General features: G+C 34.3%; 20 protein-coding genes. 10 read left to right on the forward strand and 10 right to left on the reverse strand.

Annotated features, from left to right (window positions below; genetic code table 11):
* Positions 1–22 precede the first annotated feature (22 nt).
* A complete protein-coding gene (locus N4A35_08770; GenBank protein MCT4581494.1) occupies positions 23–5230 on the forward strand; it encodes a lamin tail domain-containing protein in 5208 nt (1735 codons plus the stop codon).
* Positions 5231–5327: 97 nt separating this feature from the next.
* Here the strand turns inward: N4A35_08770 and N4A35_08775 are convergent, their stop codons facing one another.
* Together N4A35_08775 and N4A35_08780 are read right to left on the reverse strand one after the other, a co-directional pair.
* Positions 5328–5933, reverse strand: a complete 606-nt coding sequence (locus N4A35_08775) for a gliding motility-associated C-terminal domain-containing protein (GenBank protein MCT4581495.1) — start codon at positions 5931–5933, stop codon at positions 5328–5330.
* A 5-nt stretch (positions 5934–5938) separates the two neighbouring features.
* Positions 5939–6871 carry a type IX secretion system membrane protein PorP/SprF gene (locus N4A35_08780; GenBank protein MCT4581496.1) on the reverse strand — a complete coding sequence of 311 codons (933 nt, stop codon included), beginning with the start codon at positions 6869–6871 and terminating at the stop codon, positions 5939–5941.
* Positions 6872–6994: 123 nt separating this feature from the next.
* On the opposite strand from N4A35_08780, the gene N4A35_08785 reads away from it, so the two are divergent.
* The 7 genes from N4A35_08785 to N4A35_08815 all read left to right on the forward strand — a co-directional run bounded on the left by N4A35_08785 (position 6995) and on the right by N4A35_08815 (position 13741).
* Complete coding sequence (locus N4A35_08785) at positions 6995–8170, forward strand: cystathionine gamma-synthase (protein MCT4581497.1); 1176 nt, start codon at positions 6995–6997, stop codon at positions 8168–8170.
* 68 nt (positions 8171–8238) lie between these two features.
* Entirely contained in the window at positions 8239–9192 is a 954-nt protein-coding gene (locus N4A35_08790) for an isopenicillin N synthase family oxygenase (GenBank protein MCT4581498.1), read from the forward strand.
* 9 nt (positions 9193–9201) lie between these two features.
* Positions 9202–9939 (forward strand): methyltransferase domain-containing protein, encoded by a 738-nt coding sequence (locus tag N4A35_08795; GenBank protein ID MCT4581499.1) that lies wholly within the window; start codon positions 9202–9204, stop codon positions 9937–9939.
* 21 nt (positions 9940–9960) lie between these two features.
* Positions 9961–10701: a hydroxymethylpyrimidine/phosphomethylpyrimidine kinase gene (locus tag N4A35_08800; GenBank protein MCT4581500.1), complete on the forward strand. Its 741-nt coding sequence runs from the start codon at positions 9961–9963 to the stop codon at positions 10699–10701.
* Between the two features lie 60 nt (positions 10702–10761).
* A complete protein-coding gene (locus N4A35_08805; GenBank protein MCT4581501.1) occupies positions 10762–11412 on the forward strand; it encodes a hypothetical protein in 651 nt (216 codons plus the stop codon).
* A gap of 121 nt (positions 11413–11533) precedes the next feature.
* Complete coding sequence (locus N4A35_08810; GenBank protein ID MCT4581502.1) at positions 11534–12865, forward strand: (Fe-S)-binding protein; 1332 nt, start codon at positions 11534–11536, stop codon at positions 12863–12865.
* Between the two features lie 81 nt (positions 12866–12946).
* On the forward strand, positions 12947–13741 hold the full coding sequence (locus N4A35_08815) for a (Fe-S)-binding protein (GenBank protein ID MCT4581503.1): 795 nt from the start codon (positions 12947–12949) through the stop codon (positions 13739–13741).
* 36 nt (positions 13742–13777) lie between these two features.
* On the opposite strand, the gene N4A35_08820 is transcribed toward N4A35_08815, so the two are convergent.
* The 5 genes from N4A35_08820 to N4A35_08840 all read right to left on the reverse strand — a co-directional run bounded on the left by N4A35_08820 (position 13778) and on the right by N4A35_08840 (position 18071).
* Complete coding sequence (locus tag N4A35_08820) at positions 13778–14674, reverse strand: DMT family transporter (GenBank protein ID MCT4581504.1); 897 nt, start codon at positions 14672–14674, stop codon at positions 13778–13780.
* On the reverse strand, positions 14667–15554 hold the full coding sequence (locus N4A35_08825) for a DMT family transporter (GenBank protein MCT4581505.1): 888 nt from the start codon (positions 15552–15554) through the stop codon (positions 14667–14669). Before N4A35_08825 ends, N4A35_08820 begins: the two co-directional genes overlap by 8 nt.
* Positions 15555–15905, reverse strand: coding sequence for a hypothetical protein (locus N4A35_08830; protein ID MCT4581506.1), 351 nt, complete (start codon positions 15903–15905; stop codon positions 15555–15557).
* A gap of 44 nt (positions 15906–15949) precedes the next feature.
* The gene (locus tag N4A35_08835; protein ID MCT4581507.1) at positions 15950–17230 is read right to left on the reverse strand and encodes a UDP-N-acetylmuramoyl-tripeptide--D-alanyl-D-alanine ligase; all 1281 of its coding nucleotides are present in this window, start codon (positions 17228–17230) and stop codon (positions 15950–15952) included.
* A 70-nt stretch (positions 17231–17300) separates the two neighbouring features.
* On the reverse strand, positions 17301–18071 hold the full coding sequence (locus N4A35_08840; protein ID MCT4581508.1) for an enoyl-CoA hydratase/isomerase family protein: 771 nt from the start codon (positions 18069–18071) through the stop codon (positions 17301–17303).
* Between the two features lie 183 nt (positions 18072–18254).
* On the opposite strand from N4A35_08840, the gene N4A35_08845 reads away from it, so the two are divergent.
* Together N4A35_08845 and N4A35_08850 are read left to right on the forward strand one after the other, a co-directional pair.
* A complete protein-coding gene (locus N4A35_08845) occupies positions 18255–19769 on the forward strand; it encodes a DEAD/DEAH box helicase (GenBank protein ID MCT4581509.1) in 1515 nt (504 codons plus the stop codon).
* A 138-nt stretch (positions 19770–19907) separates the two neighbouring features.
* Positions 19908–20933 carry an acyltransferase gene (locus tag N4A35_08850; GenBank protein ID MCT4581510.1) on the forward strand — a complete coding sequence of 342 codons (1026 nt, stop codon included), beginning with the start codon at positions 19908–19910 and terminating at the stop codon, positions 20931–20933.
* Here the strand turns inward: N4A35_08850 and truA are convergent.
* The 3 genes from truA to N4A35_08865 form a co-directional block, all read right to left on the reverse strand.
* Complete coding sequence (gene truA, locus N4A35_08855) at positions 20930–21670, reverse strand: tRNA pseudouridine(38-40) synthase TruA (protein MCT4581511.1); 741 nt, start codon at positions 21668–21670, stop codon at positions 20930–20932. The two genes, N4A35_08850 and truA, sit on opposite strands and share 4 nt — an antisense overlap.
* A gap of 90 nt (positions 21671–21760) precedes the next feature.
* A complete protein-coding gene (locus N4A35_08860; GenBank protein MCT4581512.1) occupies positions 21761–22621 on the reverse strand; it encodes a hypothetical protein in 861 nt (286 codons plus the stop codon).
* A gap of 41 nt (positions 22622–22662) precedes the next feature.
* Positions 22663–24273 (reverse strand): ATP-binding cassette domain-containing protein, encoded by a 1611-nt coding sequence (locus tag N4A35_08865; protein MCT4581513.1) that lies wholly within the window; start codon positions 24271–24273, stop codon positions 22663–22665.
* Positions 24274–24336 lie beyond the last annotated feature (63 nt).

A 24336-nucleotide genomic window follows, 5' to 3' on the forward strand; every position in this document is an offset into this window, starting at 1 on the left:
TTAATGTAAATTTAACATAAGTATGATAAAAAGATTACAAATTTCTTTATGGCAAATAGCTACCCTCTTTTTTTTATTGTTTAATACAGCTGTTAATGCGCAAGGTGATTGTAATACTCCAATCCCATTAACGTGCGGAACACCATATACGGGAACAACTGTTGATGGACAATCTAATTTCGATGTGTATGGTTGTGCTTCACAACAGGAAGAAGGAAAAGAAAAAATTCATACCATTACAATAACACAAAACTCCAATATTACAGCAACTTTATCAGGGCTGTCTGTGGATTTGGATGTTCATATTTTATCATCATGTGATGCAAACTCATGTTTGGCACGAGGAAATGTTACGGCAACAGCACAAAATTTATCTGCAGGAACATACTATGTGGTTGTAGATGGCTTCGGACCAGCTCCAGCAGTCGAAGGAGCTTATACTTTGGAAGTAACTTGTAGTTCTAATACTGGTACAGGGTCATGTGCTGATCCAATTCCATTAACATGTGGTACACCTTATACAGGAACAACAGTAGATGGTGTTTCTAATTTTGATGTATACAGTTGTGCTTCACAACAGGAAGAAGGAAAAGAAAAAATTCATACGATAACCATTGCGCAGAATTCAGATTTGACAGCAACTTTATCAGGAATGTCAGTAGATTTAGATGTTCATATATTATCGTCATGTGATGCGAATTCATGTTTAGCAAGAGGAAATGTTACAGCATCAGCTCAAAACTTATCAGCAGGAACATATTATGTTGTAGTAGATGGATTTGGGCCAGCACCAGCAGTCGAAGGAGCTTATACTTTGGAAGTAACTTGTACTCCAAATTCTGTTTCTGGTTCATGTGCTAATCCAATACCATTAACATGCGGTACTCCTTATACAGGTAGTACTACAGGGTTAACCAATACCATTTTCGATTATAGTTGTTCAATATGGGATAATGTAGGTCCTGAAGCAATTCATACCATTACACCAACATCAAATGGAACATTAACCGCAACCTTAACAAGACCATCTGGAATGGATATGGAAATAGCGATACTCTCAGCTTGTGATGGAAACGCTTGTTTAGATAAAACAGTTTTTGATTCTGGGACAACAATTTCTGCAACAATCAATAATGCAGTAGCAGGACAACAATACTATATTGTTGTTGATGGTGATACACAATCAGATAACGGTCAGTATACTGTTGAAGTGACCTGCCCGCAAAATACTTCTGGAAATTGTGCCAACCCAATCCCATTAACATGTGGTACACCTTTCACAGGAACAACTGTAGATGGACAATCGAATTTTGATGTATATAGCTGTGCTTCACAACAAGAAGAAGGGAAAGAAAAAATTCATACCATTACAATCAACCAAAACTCTGATTTAACAGCAACCTTATCAGGAATGTCTGTAGATTTAGATATTCATATCTTATCATCATGTAATGAAAATTCATGTTTAGCAAGAGGTAATGTTACGGCAACAGCACAAAACTTATCAGCAGGAACATACTATATCGTAGTAGATGGATTTGGTCCAGCACCAGCAGTTGAGGGGGCTTATACTTTAGAAGTTACTTGTTCAGCAAATAATACATCAGGGACATGTGCAGACCCTATTCCGTTAACATGTGGAACACCATACTCTGGAAATACCACAGGATTTTTAAATAACTTCGGAAATTACAGTTGTTCCAATATTGATAAAATAGGACCAGAAGTAATCCATACAATTACTTCACCAGGGAATGGAACATTAACAGCTACATTGACACGTCCTAGTAGTGAAGACTTAGAGATAGGAATTTTATCTGCATGTAATGAAACAGCGTGTTTAGATATGACTACTTTTAGTACTGGAACTACAATCACAGCAAGTATTAATAATGCTGTAGCTGGGCAACAGTATTATATTGTTGTAGATGGTGATGAAACAGGTGATTTTGGAGCTTATACTGTCGAAGTTACTTGTCCACAAAGTACAACAGTTGGAGATTGTACTAATCCAATTCCATTAACTTGTGGAACGCCTTATACAGGGACTACAGCTGATGGACTGTCTAACTTTAACCAATACAGCTGTGCACAACAACAAGAAGGAGGAAAAGAGAAGATTCATACAATTACCATTACTCAAGCTTCTAATATTACAGCAGCACTATCAGGTATGACAGCTGATTTAGATATTCATGTTTTATCGTCATGTGATGCCAATGCTTGTTTAGGAAGAAACAATACAGCAGTAACTGTCAATGCTTTAGCACCAGGTACGTACTATGTTGTTGTTGATGGATTTGGTGCTCCTGGAGTAAATGAAGGGGCTTATACTTTAGAAGTTACTTGTGATCCAATTAATACAGGAGGAACAGGAACTTGTACAACTCCAATTCCATTAACTTGTGGAACTCCTTATACGGGAACGACTGTTGATGGCGAGTCAAACTTTAACCAATACAGTTGTGGACAACAACAAGAAGGAGGGAAAGAAAAAATTCATACCATTACACTAACTCAAGCTTCCAATATTACTGCGGCATTATCAGGTATGACAGCTGATTTAGATATCCACGTTTTATCATCATGTGACGCCAATGCTTGTTTAGGAAGAAACAACACAGCAGTAACTGTCAATGCTTTAGCACCAGGTACATACTATGTTGTTGTTGATGGGTTTGGTGCTCCTGGAGTAAATGAGGGGCCTTATACCTTAGAAGTTACTTGTACACCTGTTAATAATGGACCACAAGGGTGTGATGAGTTATTTTTCTCAGAATACATTGAAGGAACAGGAAGTAATAAGGCGGTTGAAATTTATAATCCAACAAATGCTCCTATAAACCTTGCGAATTATAGAATTGAGATCTTTTCAAATGGAAGTACAACGTCATCGTCAACAATTAATTTATCAGGTAATCTAGCAGCTTATGGAAAGTATGTAGTTGCCAATAGCAATGGAGTAGCAGGGTTAACTGCTCAAGCTGATATGACTTCAGGATCATTAGGTTTTAATGGAGACGACGCTGTAGTGTTGTTAAGTACTACTGATACCATAGATATTTTTGGTAAAATAGGTGAAGATCCAGGTTCAGAATGGGTTAACTCTCCTGAAAGTTCTTTAGATCAAACTTTATATCGAAAGTCAACGGTAACTCAAGGAGTGTCATCTAATCCAGCTAACTTTAATCCTTCAACTGAATGGGTAGCATCAGGTACAGATTATTTTGCAGGTCTTGGTGCACATACTTCAGATTGTGAAAATTCATGTACTCCTAATAATGTTTCAGTTTCTGAAGCCATTTGTCAAGGAACGTCTTATGTGTTAGGGACACAGACATTAACTACTTCTGGAACTTATACAGAAACCTTAACTAATGTAGGTGGATGTGATAGTGTGGTAACGTTAACATTAACCGTTAATCCATTGCCTTCGATAAGTGCAGGAAATGATGTTACGATTAACAATGGAGATGCAGTGACACTATCAGGAGCTGGAGGAGTTTCTTATATGTGGAATAATGGAGTAACAGACGGCGTGTCCTTTACACCAACTGGTACGAATACATATATCGTAACAGGTGTGGATGCTAATGGTTGTGAAAATACAGATACTGTTGTTGTAACTGTAAATGGTGGTGTTGCTCAGCCATGTACTGAGTTGTTTATTTCAGAATATTTAGAAGGTTCTGCAAATAATAAAGCGTTAGAAATATACAATCCATCAGCAATCAACGTGAACTTAGCAACCTATAGTATTGCAATATTTGCTAATGGAGCTACAACTCCAAATGCAACAATTCCATTGTCAGGTACATTAGCTCCAAATTCAACATTTGTAGTTGTAAATAATGGAGCAAATAATAATTTATTAGCTCTTGGTACTATTGCTTCTGGAGCTTTGACCTTTAATGGTGATGATGCTATTGTTTTATTGAAAAATGCAACAGATACCATCGATATCGTAGGAAAAGTAGGAGAGGATCCAGGTTCTGATTGGTTAGGAGGTACTGTCTCAACACAAAATATGACGTTGGTAAGAAAAGCTTCTGTTCAAGTAGGAGTTAATACCAATCCAGCTTCATTTGATCCATCAGTTGAATGGGATGCATTACCTTTAGATGATATTACTAATATTGGTACACATGCTTCCACTTGTTCTGTAAATCCTTGTGTAGATCAAGTTGCAATTAATGAAACGATTTGTGAAGGAGCAGTTTATGTATTTGATGGTCAGAATTTAGATAGTACAGGTACTTATACTCAAACATTAACGAATATGGCTGGTTGTGATAGTATCGTTACATTAGAGTTAACAGTAATTCCAACTCAATTTGTTGTTGAAGATACTATTTGTGCAGGAAGCTTATATGTGTTTGGTAATGATACGCTTACTCAATCAGGGACTTACTTAGAGACATTCCAAGGTTCTATGGGATGTGATAGTGTAGTATTGTTAGGATTAACAATTACAGATCCTTATGATACAACGTATGCTACTACAGTATGTTCAAACCCTTATGTTTTTGGAACACAAACAATTACTCAGAACGGTACGTATACTGAAATATTCCAAACAAGTACAGGGTGTGACAGCACAGTAACATTAGAAATTACATTTGGAAATGCTAATGATACGACAATTGTCGCGGAAATTTGCCAAGGAGAGTCTTATGTCTTAGGAACACAAACATTAACAACTACAGGGTCATATACAGAAGTGTTTAGTACTGCTGGAGGGTGTGATAGTACAGTTAATTTAACACTTTCGGTAAAAGCTACTCCGTTAATTACTATTACAGAAAATAATGGAGATTTGGTTTCGTCTAATGGTGTCTCTTATCAGTGGTTATTGAACGGAGATACAATACCAGGAGCTACAGGACAAAATCATACGCCTACTGCTAATGGAGTATATTCAGTGATAACAACTGCATTTAATGGATGTAGTGGGACTGGAACGTATGATCTTCAAAATGTAGCTGTAGAAGAACTCTTGCAGCATTCGATAGAAGTTATGCCTAATCCTACCAAAGGTATGTTAACCGTTAATGCAGGTGAAGAGGTACAAGTTGTGATCTATAATTTAATTGGGGAAGTTGTCTATACTTCAACAGTTGCGTTAAGTACACATAGCATTGATTTAACTGAGAAAGAAAGAGGGGTATATATGGTGAAAGTCACCAATGCTTCAAATAATATGGTTATTAAACGAGTTGTATTAAACTAATACAATAGATTAGTTAATTAATCAAAAAAGCGGAATAGATTTTTCTATTCCGCTTTTTTCTTTTTTAGTAAAAAATGTAAGTTATATTGAATTAATATTAACGCATCAATAAAATTTGTCCAGTTTTTTCAAAAACTTTACCATCTTCTCTCTTGTATGCTAACACATAATGATATACTCCTTGAGGAGAATTTAAACCTTTAGTTGTTCCATCCCAAGCGAGATAATAATCATTAGTTTGGTAAATTAATTGATGGGTAGTGCCAAAAATAGAGAGTTTAAAATCTTCTTCACAAACAGTACTGTATTCAAAGTATACTTTAAAACTATCATTTTGACCGTCATTGTTTGGGGTAAAAGCATTTGGGATATAAATGTGATTATCACAATCTTGAGCTTCGAATAAAAATTCAATGGTGTCGTTATTATTGTTTAAACCATAACCAGAATAAGTACCAGGTTTATTAATTGAAATGTTTGGTGTGTTTTCACCAGAATTCCATTCAATATTTGATAAGTTCAGGTTAGAAATGTCTATTTGATAATCGTAATCATCTAATAAGCAGAAGATTTGCGAAGTTTCATTGGTTATTGTAATACTATTGGAGTCATAAATGGATTTACAAGTACCTAAATTTCCTGCAGATTCTTTTTTACAAGATAATAGTCCTAATGTAATTATACCTAAAGTAGTTAATCTCATGTCTTTTATCTTTTAGGTTTGAAAGTGTACTGAGCTCCTAATTGAGCTGAAATAGGAAAGAGGTTGGTGTAGTAAATTGGAAAATTTACTTCGCCAAAAAACTTAAAACGATTACTAAAGTTAATACCGTATTGGCTACTTAACCACTTCTTATCTATATAACTGATTGCTAAAAAGTGAATTTTTCTAGGCGCGTAATAGGTTATTAGATTGCTTAATCTAATTGTATTAAAATGTTTCGAAGCATTGTAATTAATCATTGGTATGTAAGCCCATTTTTGTTTTATACGAAGTAGGTATGAAATAGTAATGTTTGTTTCCATTGGAACACCTGTGTAATCATTTATTAGAGCTTGATTTGGCTCCGTTATATTGTTTAAGGATAATCCAATTTTTAGTTTATTATTGGAATATATAATAGAGGGGCTAAAGTTTAGGTAGTTGATAACTTTATTACTTGCTCCATTATCGTTTGTTGGATAAATAATACCAGCACTAGGATCAATCATATCTCCAAATGTTAATTGGGCTGAATCTTTACTTAATGTATTTTTCTCAATGTTAATACCTAGATGGAAGTTTTTAATTTTCTTTTTAAATCCAAATCCAAGAGTATTCCTAAAAAGTAGATTGCTCCAATTGTCTATAGAATAATAAAGGCCTAAACCAACTGAATTATTTTTGTCAAGATAGCCATCTATATTTACACTGTTGTGTATTTCTGTAAAAGAAGGGTTGGGGAGATTAGAAAAGCTTCTTAAAGTAATGTTTCTTCCTTGTATTCCAATGTTTGCGGCATCTCTAATCGAATTGAATTGAATATAGGCAATAGTATTAGTCTTTAAGTCTTTAGATTGAGTTATTGTAGTACTATCCTGTCCCCATTTTAGAACAGTAAGGGGGAGAAAAAGTATTAAAAGAAAAAGTTGTTTAGACATAAAAACTAAAGTTAAAAATACTAATGGTACTATAAATAGAACAAGTCAAAACATATAAAAGTTACAATGTTTAAAAAACGAAAATGAATGGGCTTAATTTTGGGCTTTTTCAGAATAAACATTATTTTCGCGTCTAGTCAAAGCGCGTTAAGAAGAAAAATGAAATTCGGAACCAAGGCAATACATGCTGGAATAGAACCAGACTCCTCAACAGGAGCAATTATGACGCCTATATATCAGACTTCTACTTATGTTCAGGATGAGGTTGGGAAACATAAAGGGTTTGAGTACTCAAGAACAGGAAATCCAACTAGAAGCGCTCTAGAAAGTAATGTAGCAGCAATAGAGAATGGGAACTATGGAGCAGCGTTTGGATCTGGCTTGGCAGCAATAGATTGTGTTATTAAAATGCTAAAACCTGGTGATGAGGTGATTTCAACCAATGACCTCTACGGTGGTACTTATCGTATTTTTAAAACGATATTTGAGCAGTATGGTATACACTTTCGTTTTGTGCCAATGGGAGACATTGAGTTGGTTCAAACAGCAATCAACGAACGTACAAAATTAATTTGGGTTGAAACACCAACCAATCCAACAATGCAGGTTATCGATATCAAAGCTATGGCTGAGTTGGCGAAGAAGTATAAGGTTTTGTTGGCTGTAGATAATACTTTTGCAACCCCTTTTTTACAAACTCCATTAGATTTAGGAGCGGATATTGTAATGCATTCAGCAACAAAATACTTAGGTGGACATTCAGATGTTGTAATGGGACTTCTCGTTTGTAGGGACGAAAACATAGCGAAAGAAATCTATAGAATTCAGAATAGTAGTGGGGCAATTTGTGGTCCTATGGATGCTTTTTTAGTATTAAGAGGAATAAAGACTCTTCACTTGAGAATGCAGCAACATTGTATTAATGGAAAAGCAGTGGCTGAGATGCTGGCGACTCATCCTAAAGTAGATCAAGTGTATTGGCCAGGCTTGCCAGAGCATCAAAATCATGAAATAGCAAAGCAGCAAATGAAAGATTTTGGCGGTATGGTTTCATTTACCTTAAAAGGAGATCGTTTAGAAGATGCTTTGACCATTGTAAAAAACTTAAAAATATTTGCTTTGGCAGAATCCTTAGGAGGTGTAGAATCCTTGGTTGGCCATCCAGTTACCATGACACATGCAGCAATCCCTAAAGAAGAAAGGGAGAAGAGTGGGGTTTCAGACTCGTTGATACGTTTAAGTGTTGGAATAGAGGACACCATAGACATCTTAGAAGATTTAAGACAAGCATTAAATTAAAACAACCTAAGCCTTGTGTTGTTGAAACTCAAGGGATATATATAAAATAACAACCAATAAAATAGAATATGAACACACCTGTTGGAATACCGTCAATTGATTTAGCAGATTTTTTATCAGACGATGTAACAAGAAGAGAGCACTTTGTAAAATCTATAGGAGAAGCTTATGAGTCTATTGGATTTGTAGCAGTTAGAAATCATGGGATTTCAGATGAGTTGATAGAAAAATTATATGCTAAAGTAAAAGCATTTTTTAGTTTGCCAACTGAAATTAAGATGAAATATGAAATTGAGGGGATAGGTGGACAAAGAGGGTATACTTCATTTGGAAGAGAGCATGCAAAACAGTCAAAAGCAGGTGACTTAAAAGAGTTTTGGCATTTTGGTCAGTTTGTTGAAGATGGAGATTCAATTAAAGAAATTTATCCTGATAATGTTGATGTGCCAGAAGTTGAAAACTTCTTAAGTACTGGGAGAGAAGCTTATTTAACATTTATGAATACAGGTAGGACGTTGTTAAGGGCTATAGCTTTGTATTTAGGAATTAAAGAAGATTACTTTGACCAACATATTCATAATGGAAATAGTATTTTAAGACCAATTCATTATCCTCCAATTGTAAATCCAGAACCAGATGCCGTTAGGGCTGGAGAACACGAAGATATTAATCTAATTACATTGTTAGTTGGAGCTTCTGCTGATGGTTTACAGGTCTTAAATAAACAAGGAGAATGGGTGGCCGTAACTTCTATCGAAAACCATATTGTGGTAAATGTAGGAGATATGCTTCAACGTTTGACGAATAATAAGTTACGTTCAACAACTCATCGAGTAGTTAATCCTCCTAAAGAGCAATGGGGAGAAGATCGTTTTTCTATTCCATTCTTTTTACATCCAAGACCTGACATGCCTTTAAATTGTTTGGAAGAATGTATAGATGAGGCTCATCCGAAACTACATGAAGATACACTTGCGGGTGATTATTTAAATAGAAGGTTGAAAGCTATAGGCTTAATGTAAACGAAATTTATGGGACAGAAGAAACCAGTGCCAGGGCAAGGAGTAAGAAAGTTAACCTTAAAAGATCAAGCTCCTGATTGTGAGATTTATATTAATCAACCGGTATATCAACTTCGAGAAGTTGTTGCTAACAAGAAAGTAGTGGATATAGGTTGTGGATATGGTAAAAACAGAGCTATTGTAGAAGCTGTAGGAGGTGAATGGATTGGGGTAGAGCCTTTTGAAGGTGGTGCTCATGTTGTTGTGGGAGATGCAGAAGACTTACCTTTTGATACTGCTACATTTGATGTGGCCATAATGGATGCTGTATTAGAGCATATCCCTGATGTTGGAAAGGCCTTTTCAGAAGTCGCTCGAGTATTGAAGCCTGGAGGTGTTTTTGTTGGGTATGTTGCTTTTATGGAGTGCTTTCATGAAATTTCGTATTCACATTTGAGTTTTAAAGCTTTAGAGCATTATTCAAATATTAACGGAATGAAATTAGAAAAAGTTTCTGGAGGGGGAGCATTTGGGATAGATTATCATCTGAATGTTCTTTTTTATCCTTTACCCTTTAAACTTTTTAGAAAGCTAATCGCTAAAATGATGCGATTTACATTTAAGGTAAAGTCAAAATTTGGATATCTAGGGCTAAAATATAAAAGAAAATTAAGTACTGAAGAAGCAAAAGAAACAGCTGATTTATATTATAAAATAGAATGTTTAAGGCAATCTAATGGTTTTTCGTATGTCATCAGAAAGAAATAGCTTGAAAGCTAAGTCGTAGTTATGAAGAAAAGACCTTTAGTTTTAAGTATAGCAGGATTTGATCCTTCTGGTGGCGCAGGTGTGTTGGCTGATATCAAAGTGTTTGAACAACATAAGGTGCAGGGAATGGCTGTTGTTACTGGGAATACTATTCAAACCGAAGATACCTTTGTAAAGGTAGAATGGGTGAATGAAGATTTTATTAAAAAGCAACTAGGAACGCTTTTGTCGCAATATCAATTTGAGTACATTAAAATAGGGCTAGTTCCCAGCCTTGATTTTTTATTAAGAGTATTAAAAATTCCTGAACTAAAAACAGCAAAAGTGATTTGGGACCCTATTTTGGGTACTTCATCAGGTTTTGATTTTCAACATCAATTAGATCGTTTAGAAGAGCTCCTCCAGAATATTGATATTCTGACTCCAAATTGGAATGAAATTAAAACGTTGTCTGGAGAAGAAGACCCACACATAGGAGCTGCTAAGTTAGCCCGTTTTACTAATGTTTATTTAAAAGGTGGGCATGCCGATGAACAAGTAGGAAAGGACTACCTTTATACATCAAAAGGAAAAGTGTATCCCTTTAATCCGATGGGGAAATACCCTACTGCTAAACATGGAAGTGGTTGTGTGTTTTCAAGTGCTTTAACAGCAAATTTAGCAAAAGAGTTTCCCTTAATTAAAGCTTGTTTAAGGTCAAAAAAATATACTACAGAGTTATTAGAAAGCAACAAAGGTTTATTGGGGTATCATAAGAAATAATACGTTATCTAGCTACAATATTTTTATTTTTTCATAGTTCTATGTACAAACTATTCGACAATGAAGATAAAAATATTGTTATTATTAATAGGGGCTTATAATTTGTCAACAGCTCAAGTTTCTGCTAGTTCAAATAAAAATATTAAGCTGAAGTCTTTTTGGAATTTTGATGTGGAAAAAGAGCGTACTTATCCAGAGTTTAAATCAAGTTCCTATATCTCTGTAGCAATGGAGTTAATGTCTAAGGAGAAAAGAAACTTTAATGAATTTGAACTTATTAAGTTTAAGTTTTACTCTAACTCCGGATGGGAAAAAAATCTTTCTGGGATGGATTTACGCCTAAGTTATAATTATAACTTCGCCATATTTAAATCATTTGAAAAGTTAAAATGTTTTATTGGAGTAGGTGCTGAACCTTACTTTGTTAAAATATCAAGAGACCCTCTCTTATCTACCGATTTTAATTATGGGGAAAGTGATTTTGGGGTAGATATAAATATGGGGCCTCGCTGCAAATTTAACTTAAATGATAAATTAGCTTTTGAAGCTAAGGTAAATTTAGGAATGTTTAATGTAAATCGATCAACAGTAAGATATGAAAAGCCAACACTTCCAATTGCTGATAGAAGAAGTTCATCTACAGGTTTTCTAATTGGTGGTGCTGATAGGTTATATGCTAGAGCGAGTCTAGGGGTTAATTATCAGCTTTAATTAGAATAAATATAAATAAGTTAAAACAAGGAGGTTTAAGATATCGTAAACCTCTTTTTCTTTTGCGCTTATAAGAATCTTTACGTTATTTGTAGTTGCAAAAAAAATAATTGTATAGAATATGTTGGCAAGTATAATATTTGTAGTGTTACTAGTAGGTGCGGGAGTATTTTTTGGGAAAAATATCATGCGTATTTCTGGTAATATAAAGCTAGGGAAAGAGTTAGATCGTACGGATAATAGTGGGGAACGATGGAAAAATATGATTCGTGTTGCGCTCGGACAAGGAAAAATGACGAGAAGACCAATCGCAGGAATTTTACATATTTTGGTTTATGTAGGATTTGTGATTATCAATATTGAGGTGTTAGAAATTATTATTGATGGAATTACGGGGCACCACAGAGTATTTGCTGGACTAGGAGGATTATATGACGCATTAATTGGTTCGTTTGAAATCTTAGCGTTTTTAGTTTGGCTATCTTGTATCATTTTCTTAATAAGAAGGAACGTCATTACTATTCCTCGTTTTCATAAACCAGAATTAAAAGGATGGGCATTTGATGATGCAAATATCATTTTGGTGTCAGAAGTTTTATTGATGTCAGCATTTTTAATTATGAATGCTTCAGATGCAATATTACAGTCAAGAGGTGTAGGACATTATGTAGAAGCTGGTTCGTTTCCAATTAGTGGATTATTAGTTCCTTTGTTTGATGGATTATCTGACGGGACGCTAATTTTTATTGAGCGAGGAACATGGTGGTTTCATATTATGGGAATTTTAGCATTCTTGAATTTCCTCCCGTATTCGAAGCATTTTCATATTTTATTGGCTTTTCCAAATACCTATTATGCCAATCTAAAAGCCAAAGGACAGTTTACTAATTTAGCTGCTGTTAAAGAAGAGGTTGAAAAAATGTTTGATCCTAATTTTGATCCCTATGCAGCTCCGCCAGAAGGAGGAGAGATAGCAGAACCAGAGCGTTTTGGAGCAAAAGATGTATTGGATTTAACTTGGAAGCAATTATTGGATTCATATACTTGTACTGAGTGTGGAAGATGTACAGATTCATGCCCTGCGAATCAAACAGGAAAGAAACTTTCTCCTAGAAAAATCATGATGGATGTTCGTGATAGAGTTGAAGAAATAGGAGAGGAAGCTAAAAAAGCGAAGAAAGAAGGAAAAGAATTTAACGATGGTAAATCTTTACTTGGAGATTATATTACAGAGGAGGAAGTATGGGCTTGTACAAGTTGTAATGCTTGTGTAATGGAATGTCCGATTAATATTGATCCATTAAGTGTTATCGTCGATTTAAGAAGATATTTAGTTATGGAAGAATCTAAAGTTCCAAGTGAGTTGGCAGGAATGCTAACGAATATTGAGAACAATGGAGCGCCATGGCAATTCTCACCAACAGACCGTTTGAAATGGGCTGATGAAGATTAATGAGATAATAGTGATATTATATAAAATATTTGAGAAGTCTTGAGCCTTTTGGTCTTGAGCTTTTTGTCTAAAAAGAAAAAAATGAGTGAAAAAATAAAAGTTCCAACAGTTGCAGAAATGGTTGCTGCAGGAGAAGTTCCGGAAATCTTATTTTGGGTAGGATGTTCAGGTAGTTTTGATGATAGAGCCAAAAAAATAACCAAAGCTGTAGTAAAAATTTTACATCATGCTGGGATTAAGTTCGCTGTTCTAGGAACTGAAGAGTCTTGTACAGGTGATCCAGCTAAAAGAGCAGGAAACGAATTTACTTTTATGATGCAAGCTGTTCAAAATATTCAGGTGTTGAATGGATATGAAATCAAAAAGATTGTAACTGCTTGTCCACATTGTTTTAATACGATTAAAAACGAATATCCTGAACTAGGGGGGAATTATGATGTGGTACACCATTCTCAGTTAATCAATACTTTATTAAAAGAAGGTAAGATTTCTGTAAAAGATGGAGGAGATTTTAAAGGGAAGAAGATTACGTTCCACGACCCTTGTTATTTAGGTAGAGCTAATGATGTTTACGAAGCACCAAGAGAGTTATTATCCAAATTGGATAGTGAGTTGGTAGAAATGAAACGTTGTAAAACTAAAGGCCTATGTTGTGGGGCTGGAGGTGCTCAAATGTTTAAAGAAGCAGAGAAAGGTGATAAAGAAGTAAATGTTGAGCGTACAGAAGATGTGCTAGAAGCTAAGGCAAATGTTGTAGCCACTGGATGCCCTTTCTGTAATACAATGATGACTGATGGTGTAAAACACTTCAATAAAGAAGATGAAATAGAAGTGTTAGATATTGCTGAAATGATTGCTAATGCCGCTGACTTATAAAAAGACTAGCGTCTAAATACTTAAAAGGTACATTTTTTAATGTGCCTTTTTTTTGTGCAAAGTTTTAGGCTTAAAACTAACGAGGTAAACACCAATGAAGATTAATAAGCCACAAAATAAATTAATCCATGTAGGTTGTTCAAAACCAAGAATTAAAGCAATAATTGTTGTTAAAACAGGTTGTAAGTAGACATAAGAACTTACAGTTGTTGGACTTACTTTGTTTAAGCCATACATCGTTAATAGATAGGTGAGGAATGTGGTGAATACAATGATAAAGATAACTTTTAGAATTATATTTGAATCCATATCAAAGTTAGTAGCACCAAATTGACTTACTCCAAATGGAATAACATAAATTAACCCAAAAGTAAAGACCCATTTGATGACGGTATAAGGAGAGTATTTATTCATTAGAGGCTTTACTAAAACTAAGTATAGCGCATAAGAACTAGCATTTAAAAAAATAAATAAATCTCCATAAAAGGTTGCCTCATTTTGAATAGAATTACCTTTAAATAAGATCAAGGAAACAGCTCCAATTAGTCCAATAAAAACACCTAGTATTTTCCTTCTAGAGATCCGCTCTTTGATTAAAAAAGCAGAAAATATTAGTACAAGTATTGGTGTGCTCACCATAATAATAGAAGCATTAATGGTAGAGGTGTGATCTAAGCCTTCAAAAAACATGAGTTGGTTTGCTGCAACACCAAAAATACCAGCTATAGCAAATTTCCCGTAATCTTTTCGTTCAATTTTTTCCGTTTTAAAAAAGAGTAGCCAAAACAAAAAAGTAGCCCCTAAAACTCTAAATAAAATAAAGGTAAAAGCAGGAATATATCCATCCATAACATCTTTAGAAAACCCGAAACTCAAGGCATAAATTAAGTTAACCGAGAAGAGCGCAATATGTGCTTTAAAGTTTTTAGGCATTTTTGGGTGTTGTTAATGCTTTTTTAGGGGTTAATCCAATTAAATAAACCCCTATGAATATGGCTAAACCACAAATAATTTTAAAGGTGGAAATGCTTTCTGTTCCAAAGTAAATCCCAAATAATGTAGCAAAAATAGGTTGTAAATAGATATATGAACTGACCACCGTAGGGCTAACTTTGGTAATCGCATATACCGTAAATAAATAGGTGCAAAATGTAGCAAAGAATACCACGGCAATGATCTTTAAAATAACGTCAAGGGGCATATCCCAATTGGCATTAGGCATTTCTGCAATTCCAAAAGGAAGTACATAGATTAAACCAAATGTAAACGCCCATTTTACGAAAGTATATGGACTATATTTATTCATTAAAGGTTTAATAATTACCAGGTAAAAAGAGTATAACGTAGCATTCAATAAAATTAAAGCATCTCCATACCAATTGACTTGTCCTGTTTCTGTTTGATTTCCAAATAATATGAGAGAAATGGCGCCCGTTAATCCTATTGTGACACCAGTTATTTTCAGAAAGGATAAACGTTCACGTAATAGAAAACTAGCGATAATTAAGACGAGTATAGGCGAACTCACCATTATGATAGAAGTATTGATAGCAGAAGTGTGCCCTAAACCTTCGTATAATAATAGTTTATTGAACGCAATACCAAATGCAGCAGCCAGTGCAATCTTAAAATAATCAACGGTTTGAATTTTTTCTGTTTTAAAAAAGAACAGCCAAAATAAAAGCCCAGCCCCTAAGACTCTAAATAAGATAAATAAAGAGGATGGAATATATTCCCCCATAATTTCTTTAGAAATCCCATAGCTTAGCGCGTAGATTAAATTAACAGAAAATAAAGCGATGTGTGCTTTCATTTATTTTAATGCTTGAATAACAGCTTCCGTCACTTTTTTTGAATTTCCAACAAAAATTTGATTGTCAATAATCGTAACAGGTCGCTTTAAAAAAGTATACTCTTCTAAAATGTAATTTTTATAATCGTCTTCAGATAAAGAAAGTTCTTTTAAACCTAACGCTTTGTATTTTTGAGCTCTTCTACTAAATAGAGCTTCAAAAGATCCAGAAAGTGCTTTCATTTCATCCAATTGGACTTCTGTTATTTTTTCAGTTTTAATGTCTTGTTTAACCCAAGTTTCATCTACTTCGATTGCTTTCATTATACGCTTGCAAGTATCACAAGTGCTTAAGTAATATATTTTTTTCATTGTATTATTTATTGGTATAGTTGAATTCCTCAGCTCCTAATTCCTCAACTCTTCAAAATCTTTTCTAATTGAATCCCTCTAGAGCCTTTTAACAATATTAAAGCGTCATTCAATTGATGCTTACCAGATTTAATCAATTCATCAACGGATTGAAATGACTCAAAAGAATTGTTGTTTTTACCAAATTCAGGGCCAACTAACAATGCTTTGATGTTATGTTGTAATAAGTAAGTTACTATTTTTTTGTGCTCATCAGATGAATAATGCCCAAGTTCCAGCATATCACCAAGTATGGCAACCTTATTATCATGAGTAATTTCTACAAAACTCTCTAAAGCAGAAAGCATGCTTGTTGGGTTAGCGTTATAACAATCAACTATATAGGTGTTTGATTCAATTACAGAAACTTGTGAACGGTTATTGGTAGGGGTGTAATTTTCTAAAGCTTTTCCAATTTTATCGTTATCAACTTTAAAATATTTACCAATACAGGCTGCCGCAATGAAGTTGGTGAAGTTGTATTTTCCAACCAATTTAGAAGTCAGAATAGGAGACGAATAAGTCGATTTAAAGTTCCACCTGAATCGAACATAAGGAGTGAGTTCTTTTAATTCACCTCTTACCGTTCCTTCTGTTGTACCATATTCATTGTTCTCCGTATTATTAGGTAAGATATTTTTTAGAATTTCATCATCGTTATTGTAGAATAAAACTCCCTCATGCTCAGAGATATAATCGTATAACTCTTTTTTAGTATTAATCACACCCATCAAAGAACCAAAACCTTCGAGGTGCGCAGCGCCAATATTGGTTATAATACCGTGTGTAGGAGCTGCTATTTCTACCAATTCCTTGATGTCTTTCGGTTTATTTGCCCCCATTTCAATGATCGCAAACCGATGTTTTTCGTTCAATTGTAATAAGGTTAATGGAACACCAATATGATTATTGAGGTTACCCTGAGTCATCAATAAGTTAAACTTTTGATTTAGTACAGCCCCAATCAATTCCTTACTGGTTGTTTTTCCGTTACTACCAGTAATTCCTAATACAGGGATTTGAAACTGTTTACGATGAAAGTGAGCTAAATCTTGCAACGTTTTTAGGACATCATCAACTAAAATACAGTTGTCGTGCATATTAAATTCAGCCTCATCGATAACTGCGTAAGCACATCCTTCTTCGAGCGCCTTTACAGCAAATTTATTACCATTAAAGTTAGCTCCCTTAAGCGCGAAAAAAATACTATCTTTTATAATGTTCCTAGTATCTGTACAGACACCAGAAGATTTTGTAAATAACTCATGTAGTTGTGCAATACTCATGATCTTTTCCTTTGGTAAGTTGTTATTGTTTGTCGAATAATCATCTAATTAGCTAATTCTCTCAATGGTTTTATTTTTTCTTAAAAGCATTGATCGCATTCTTAGTAAAATCAGAGAGTACTAATTTACCGCTCATAGCAGCACGCTCACTCAATAGACTATCCCAATTTTCGGTACCTTCCCAGAAAATTTGTTTTAATAACTGCATTGCTTCAGGATTAGAGTTTGCTAGTTTATGAGCTAATACTTCTATCGCCTCATCCATTTCTTCAGCAGTTTCATAGACATCAGTATAGAGTCCTTTTTCTCTCGCCCAGTTAGCAGGGTACCATTCAGTAGCATTGATTGCTAGTTGACTCATAGCAGAAGTTCCTATTTTTCGCTCAACTGCAGGTCCTACAACAAAAGGTCCAATTCCAACAGCTAATTCACTCAGTTTAACTGCTGCAAATTTAGTCGCAAAACAGTAGTCAACGGCACTCGCCATTCCAACACCTCCACCAACAGCTTTTCCTTGAACTCTTCCAATGATTAATTTGGGACATTTACGCGCAGCATTAATTACATTGGCAAAACCAGAGAAAAATGTTTTTCCAGTATCCAAGTCATCAATAGCAATTAATTCGTCAAAGCTAGCACCAGCGCAAAAAGCTCTTTCTCCAGCAGATTTTAAAATAATAACTTTTATGGCATCATTGTTCCCTGCTTCAGTAATCGTATTAGCCAATTTTTGAAGAATTTTTCCAGGTAAAGAATTGCTTAGTGGGTGAGAAAACTCAATGGTTGCAATTCCTTTGTCGTTTATTTGTATTTCAACGTTTCCTAATTCAGTAGCGTGCATAGTATTCATAATGATCTTTATTGTTGCTCACGAAAATACTAAATCGATTTCATACGGCGATGGATATTTTATTGTAAATTATCTCGTTATTTAAAAGTTCAATTTCACAATTCAGATAAAAACTCAAAAAAACGTTTCATAAAGCGTTTTATTATATGTAGTTTTGCACGAATTTTAGAAAGAATGGAGATGGAAACCTTCGATATTGAAGCGAAACAAGACGGGAAAAAATTATATGATTATCAATTAAAAGATTTAAAAGAAATCTTTACTAGAATTGATGAGCATCCAGATAACTATAACTTATTGTATCAGTTACCAACTGGGGGAGGAAAAACAGTTATTTTTTCTGAAATTTCTAGGCAATATATTGAGAATACAGGAAAGAAAGTATTGATTCTAACACATCGAGTGGAGCTGTGTAAGCAAACAGATAGAATGCTACATGGATTTGGAATTAAGAACAAAGTAATAGACAGTAAAGTAAAGGAGCTTCCTGACCAATCCGATTATAAGTGTTTTGTAGCAATGGTAGAAACACTGAATAATCGTCTGTTAGATGAGAAGTTTGAGTTGGAAGATATTGGGCTTGTTATTATTGATGAGGCACATTACAACTCTTTTAATAAGTTATTCAAATACTTTGAAGATCGTTTTATTTTAGGAGTAACAGCTACCCCTTTGAGTTCAAATGTAAAGCTTCCTATGAAGAATAATTACGATGAACTAATAACAGGGTTTGATATTGCTGCTTTGATTAAAGAGGGGTACTTAGCAAAAGCTGTAACTTATAGTTATGATGTTGGATTAACATCACTTAAAATTGGGATTAATGGAGATTATACTGTAAAATCTTCAGAATTATTATACACCGATTACCCAATGCAAGAAAAGTTATTGTTTGCATATGAGGAAAAGGCTAAAGGGACCAAAACATTGATTTTCAATAACGGAATTAATACTTCAAAACAGGTTTATGAAACTTTCAAAGAAGCGGGGTATAATATTCGTCATTTAGATAATAAAAATAGTAAAGCTGAGCGAGAAGAAATCTTGTATTGGTTTAAAACGACACCAGATGCTATTCTTACTTCAGTTAGTATTTTAACTACTGGGTTTGATGAACCAACAGTAGAAACAATTGTTTTAAATAGAGCGACCAAATCATTAGCATTATATTTCCAAATGATTGGAAGAGGCTCGCGTGTATTACCTGATAAAAAAGAATTTTCAGTCATTGATTTAGGGAACAATGCTGCTCGTTTTGGTCTTTGGTATGAGAAAGTTGATTGGCAGTATATTTTTAGAGTTCCAGATTTATATTTAGAGACCATTCAAACGGATGAGGAAATAGAGAAAAACTTTGTCTATAAAATGCCTCCTGAAGTTAGGGCTCAATTCCCTAATTCTAAAGAGCTAGATTTTGATGTAAAAGCAAGATATAAGCAGGTGTTATCTCAACATCAGCGTCCTAAGTTGGTAATAGAAGAATCTATTAATCAACATGCAACGATTTGTTGTGAAAACGCAGAAGATGCTTATGATGCTAGAAAATTAGCAGAATTGTTGGAAGATGACATCAAGGATCGTGTTAGACGTTATACTTATTGTATTTGCAAAAGTACACCAAGTTACGTACAGTGGTTAGAAGATGATTATACTCGAAAACTAAGAGTTGAAATAGGAAAACGCTTTTAAGATCTATTTTTAGAAATCTTTCTAATTTTTTAATTTAGCGTCACTATATTTTTAATTGAAACGGTTAAAGTCTAAAACTTGGAGTTGTAAAGGGCTTAAGTGATGATGTTTTGATTCGAAGTAAATACAAAGATACTGATGAACTATATTAAAGGATATGATACTTTGCGCGCTTTTTCAATTATTTTAGTTGTCGTATCTCATCTTTTACCAGCCGGTTATGCCTTTTATGATACTCGGATGTGGATTGTTGTCTCGGGGACAACTGGCGTTCAGATTTTTTTCACATTAAGTGGTTTTTTAATCACCACCATTTTACTAAAAGAGCGAGGTAAAAAAGGGAAAATCAATTTTAAAAACTTCTTTGCAAGACGTTTTATACGTTTGCTTCCTCCATTGATTTTATTTTACGCTATCATAGCAGTATTTATGCTCAGAGGGGATATTTCCTCAACGTTGATAGGGTATGTGTTTTCAGTGTTTTATGTCTATAATTTTGTGCATCACGATTACTATACAGTTGAATTGGGACATACTTGGTCATTAGCAGTTGAGGAACAGTTTTATTTAACTTGGCCATTTATCCTTAGCCTGTTTAAAAGAGTAAACCAGTTGTATTTTATTGTAGGAGGAATATTGATCATGTGTTTAATTGGATATTATCTTTTCCCGACGTTAGCTGTAGCTGACCATTATCATACAGACCGTTGGTTCTTTCCAGCTGTAGCCCCGATAATAGTAGGGAGTCTTTTTGCGATACTCAATAATCGATACTCAGAAAAATGGAAGATTCATTTCCATAGTAAGTATTGGTATTTAATTGCTGGAATAGGCTTATTTCTTTATCCCCTTTATTCGTTAGAACTGTTACTAGTTACTGCACCAATTTTTCAGGCTGTTGGCGTAAGTTTAGGATTAATATGGTTGTTATACAATCAGTCATCAAAAATAACAGCAATTCTAGACAATCTTTTGTTTAGATATATCGGGAAAATATCTTATGGAATATACGTTTATCAGGGGTTTTTCTTACGAACTGGACCTGGGGGAGAACTGGCAGTTCAGCAATATCCTTTAAATATTTTGTTGGTACTTTTAATGGCTGTGCTTTCATACGAATTGTATGAGAAGCCCATTTTACAATTGAAGAAAAAGTTTGTTTAGTCAATAAAGTCGTATTCAACTTTAGATAAATACAAGCCTTTACCATCTACAGATTTTCCAGCTTCACAGCGATCTTTAGCTTCAATGATATTAGCAAAATCATTAATAGAGAGCTTGTGCTGACCAACTTTTAGCAACGTACCTACTATAGCTCTTACCATGTTTCTCAAAAAACGATCAGCTTGAATAGTAAATACTATTTGATCATTATTGACTTCCCATTTGGCATACATGATTTTGCAAATGTTTGTCTTGGCATCTGAATGCACTTTGCTAAATGAAGTAAAATCACTATAGTTAAATAATAACTGACAAGCCTCATTCATACGCTTAATATCCAATGGGTAGGGGTAGAAGAGTGAACCTTCTAGAATAAAAGGATTTTTTTGTGTATGAATATGGTATTCGTAAGTTCTGGATAGCGCATCAAAACGTGTATGTTGGTGGTCTTCTACTTTTATAAAACGTTTGACGACAATTGTAAAGGGTAAAATGCGATTAATACGGTAAGTCGTTTCTTCTGTATCAATTGCTTTATCAATATCGAAATGGAGGTAAAAGTCTGAAGCATGAACGCCTGTATCTGTTCTACCACATCCCACACAATGAATTGGACCATTATTAAAATAAGTGGTTAGTGCTTTGTTTACTTCAGCTTGAACAGTATTCGCATTGGGTTGAACTTGCCAACCGTGAAAATCTTTTCCGTTATATGCAATTTGAACAAAGTAGCGCATAAAAAAATCAATAAATAAGCCTAACAGCTCAGTAGAAACTGTTAGGCTTATTGATCAGTATTATCAATTATAGTCTTGAATATATAGCAATTAATTTAATTGAATTGGGAATGATAAATTATTAACAGAAACAGTAGCATTATTATCACAACCATCAGCTCTTACACCATAATCAATTGAACGTGTTGCTAGACCATTTGGTGTAATCTCTAAAACTCCTTCTACAATCCATCTACAGTTAACATAGATGATAAGAGGTGTAGAAATATTAGCTGTATATGCTAAACCGTTTTGCGTCACACCACTTCCAGTTCCACTAATTTCATAGACGTCATCTGTAATTCCAGTCCATCCATGAGAAAGAAATGTCGTGTTTTCTCCTTCAATCCAAGTTCTAGTTCTGTTAGATGTCCACGTAGAACTATTTCCATTGGGATGGGTTACTGTACCATTAACAACAATAGAGAAATAAGATTGTTGCAGGTTATTTCTCCCCTCATTAGTGATGGTTTTAGATCCAGTCAAAGTATAACCATTAACAGTATAGTTCGGAGTTACATTGATCACGGTACTACTATCTCTATATCTCCCAGAGAATGTTGCAGTAACTGTTCCACTTCTTGTTTTACCATCTAAACCAACACATGAGTTTCCAAAATCGATAGTTACCGTTTTAGGAAAAGTAGTATCAGGTAATGATGGGCTAATAGTTATTGCTGCACAATTACCAAAAAAGTAAGTGGACTTTAAATCATTTTCATTTTGTGCAATTTCAGAAACAATAGCATATACATCATTAAAAGCTGTTTCTGATACTGCATAATCTTTTGAAGCATCAATGTTTGTTGACGGTTCTTCTTCAGCTGGTTCTTCCTCTTTTTTACAAGAATGAGTAGAGAATATAAGGCCTCCAATAACCAAGCAAAGTGGTAAAATTTTTCTAAAGTCCATAATTGTAGTTTTTAGTTTAATATTCCTAAAAGGTACAAAAATTAAACCAAAGCTTCTTTTTGAGCTTTCACCTTAGGGTCAACTAAGAACTCATCAAAGGTGGTAACTTTATCTATACATCCATTTGGAGTTAACTCTACAATTCTATTGGCTACAGTTTGTGTAAACTCGTGGTCATGAGAAGTAAAGATTACTGTACCAGGAAAATTAATCAATGCATTATTAAAAGCAGTAATTGACTCCAAATCCAGGTGGTTGGTAGGTTCGTCTAATATCAAAAGATTAGCGCCTTTTAACATCATCCTAGAAGTCATACATCTTACTTTTTCACCTCCAGATAGTACATTACTCTGTTTCAATGTTTCTTCACCTGAGAACAACATTTTACCTAAGAATCCTCTAATATATACTTCGTCTTTTTCTTCAGAGAATTGTCTTAACCAATCGACTAAAGAATAATCGTTTTGGAAGTATTTTTCGTTTTCGTTTGGTAAATATGCCGTTGTAATCGTTTGCCCAAAGTGGAAATCACCACTATCAGGTTCTTGCTCTCCCATCAAAATTTCGAATAGCGCGGTAGTGGCCATGCCGTTATCACTAATTACAGCAATTTTATCACCTTTAGCTACATTGATTTCAAAATCTTTAAATAAGTATTCCCCCTCTAATTTTTTACTTAGGTTGTTCGCGTGTAAGATTTGATCTCCTGCTTCTCTTTCTTGATTAAAAATAATAGCTGGATATTTACGTGATGAAGCTTGAATTTCATCAACATTGATTTTCTCCAATAATTTTTTACGGCTACTTGCTTGCTTAGATTTAGAAGCATTGGCGCTAAAACGAGCAATAAAGTCTTGTAATTCTTTCTTTTTATCTTCAGCTTTTTTATTGGCCATTTGCCTTTGTTTTAAGGCTAGCTGACTACTCTGGTACCAAAAGGTATAGTTTCCAGTGTAAATTTTAATTTTTCCAAAATCAATATCAGCAATGTTGGTACAAACAGTATCTAAAAAGTGACGGTCGTGAGATACAACGATTACCGTATTTTTAAAGTCTAATAAGAAATCCTCTAACCAAGAAATGGTATTCATATCCAAATCATTGGTTGGCTCATCTAGGATCAATAAATCAGGATTACCAAACAGAGCTTGTGCTAATAAAACACGTACTTTTTCATTTCCGTTCAGTTCTTTCAATAGTTTATCGTGATTTTCTTCTTTAATTCCTAAACCACTTAGTAAGTTAGCAGCATCAGATTCAGCGTTCCAACCGTCCATCTCCGCAAATTCCGCTTCTAATTCAGAAGCTTTAATCCCGTCTTCTTCAGAGAAATCTTCTTTCATATAGATAGCATCTTTCTCTTTCATAATAGTCCATAACTCTTTATAGCCCATTAGTACAGTGTTCAATACCGTTTCTTCGTCAAACTCAAAGTGATTCTGACGCAATACAGCCATTCTTTTACCATCTTCTAGTTTTACCTTTCCAGAATTAGGGTCTATATCGCCAGCTAAAATCTTTAAAAAGGTAGATTTTCCAGCACCATTTGCTCCAATTACTCCATAGCAATTACCCTCTGTAAATTTAATATTTACTTCATCAAAAAGAACGCGTTTACCGTATTGTAACGATACATTGTTAACAGATATCATATTCGTGTTTAAATTTAAGGTCGCAAAGGTATTAAAATCCTTTGGGATGCTCAAAATAAATGA

This window comes from Flavobacteriales bacterium (assembly GCA_025210295.1).
Taxonomy (GTDB): Bacteria; Bacteroidota; Bacteroidia; order Flavobacteriales_D; family Parvicellaceae; genus S010-51.

Excerpts from the sequence above, each read along its gene's own strand:
- N4A35_08780 (MCT4581496.1), bottom strand. The coding sequence starts at position 6,871 with ATGTCTAAACAACTTTTTCTTTTAATACTTTTTCTCCCCCTTACTGTT.
- truA (MCT4581511.1), bottom strand. The coding sequence starts at position 21,670 with ATGCGCTACTTTGTTCAAATTGCATATAACGGAAAAGATTTTCACGGT.
- N4A35_08835 (MCT4581507.1), bottom strand. The coding sequence starts at position 17,230 with ATGAGTATTGCACAACTACATGAGTTATTTACAAAATCTTCTGGTGTC.
- N4A35_08825 (MCT4581505.1), bottom strand. The coding sequence starts at position 15,554 with ATGAAAGCACACATCGCTTTATTTTCTGTTAATTTAATCTACGCGCTA.
- N4A35_08770 (MCT4581494.1), top strand. The coding sequence starts at position 23 with ATGATAAAAAGATTACAAATTTCTTTATGGCAAATAGCTACCCTCTTT.
- N4A35_08800 (MCT4581500.1), top strand. The coding sequence starts at position 9,961 with ATGAAGAAAAGACCTTTAGTTTTAAGTATAGCAGGATTTGATCCTTCT.
- N4A35_08830 (MCT4581506.1), bottom strand. The coding sequence starts at position 15,905 with ATGAAAAAAATATATTACTTAAGCACTTGTGATACTTGCAAGCGTATA.
- N4A35_08865 (MCT4581513.1), bottom strand. The coding sequence starts at position 24,273 with ATGATATCTGTTAACAATGTATCGTTACAATACGGTAAACGCGTTCTT.
- N4A35_08850 (MCT4581510.1), top strand. The coding sequence starts at position 19,908 with ATGAACTATATTAAAGGATATGATACTTTGCGCGCTTTTTCAATTATT.
- N4A35_08815 (MCT4581503.1), top strand. The coding sequence starts at position 12,947 with ATGAGTGAAAAAATAAAAGTTCCAACAGTTGCAGAAATGGTTGCTGCA.
- N4A35_08805 (MCT4581501.1), top strand. The coding sequence starts at position 10,762 with ATGAAGATAAAAATATTGTTATTATTAATAGGGGCTTATAATTTGTCA.
- N4A35_08860 (MCT4581512.1), bottom strand. The coding sequence starts at position 22,621 with ATGGACTTTAGAAAAATTTTACCACTTTGCTTGGTTATTGGAGGCCTT.
- N4A35_08820 (MCT4581504.1), bottom strand. The coding sequence starts at position 14,674 with ATGCCTAAAAACTTTAAAGCACATATTGCGCTCTTCTCGGTTAACTTA.
- N4A35_08795 (MCT4581499.1), top strand. The coding sequence starts at position 9,202 with ATGGGACAGAAGAAACCAGTGCCAGGGCAAGGAGTAAGAAAGTTAACC.
- N4A35_08790 (MCT4581498.1), top strand. The coding sequence starts at position 8,239 with ATGAACACACCTGTTGGAATACCGTCAATTGATTTAGCAGATTTTTTA.
- N4A35_08775 (MCT4581495.1), bottom strand. The coding sequence starts at position 5,933 with ATGAGATTAACTACTTTAGGTATAATTACATTAGGACTATTATCTTGT.
- N4A35_08840 (MCT4581508.1), bottom strand. The coding sequence starts at position 18,071 with ATGCACGCTACTGAATTAGGAAACGTTGAAATACAAATAAACGACAAA.
- N4A35_08810 (MCT4581502.1), top strand. The coding sequence starts at position 11,534 with ATGTTGGCAAGTATAATATTTGTAGTGTTACTAGTAGGTGCGGGAGTA.
- N4A35_08845 (MCT4581509.1), top strand. The coding sequence starts at position 18,255 with ATGGAGATGGAAACCTTCGATATTGAAGCGAAACAAGACGGGAAAAAA.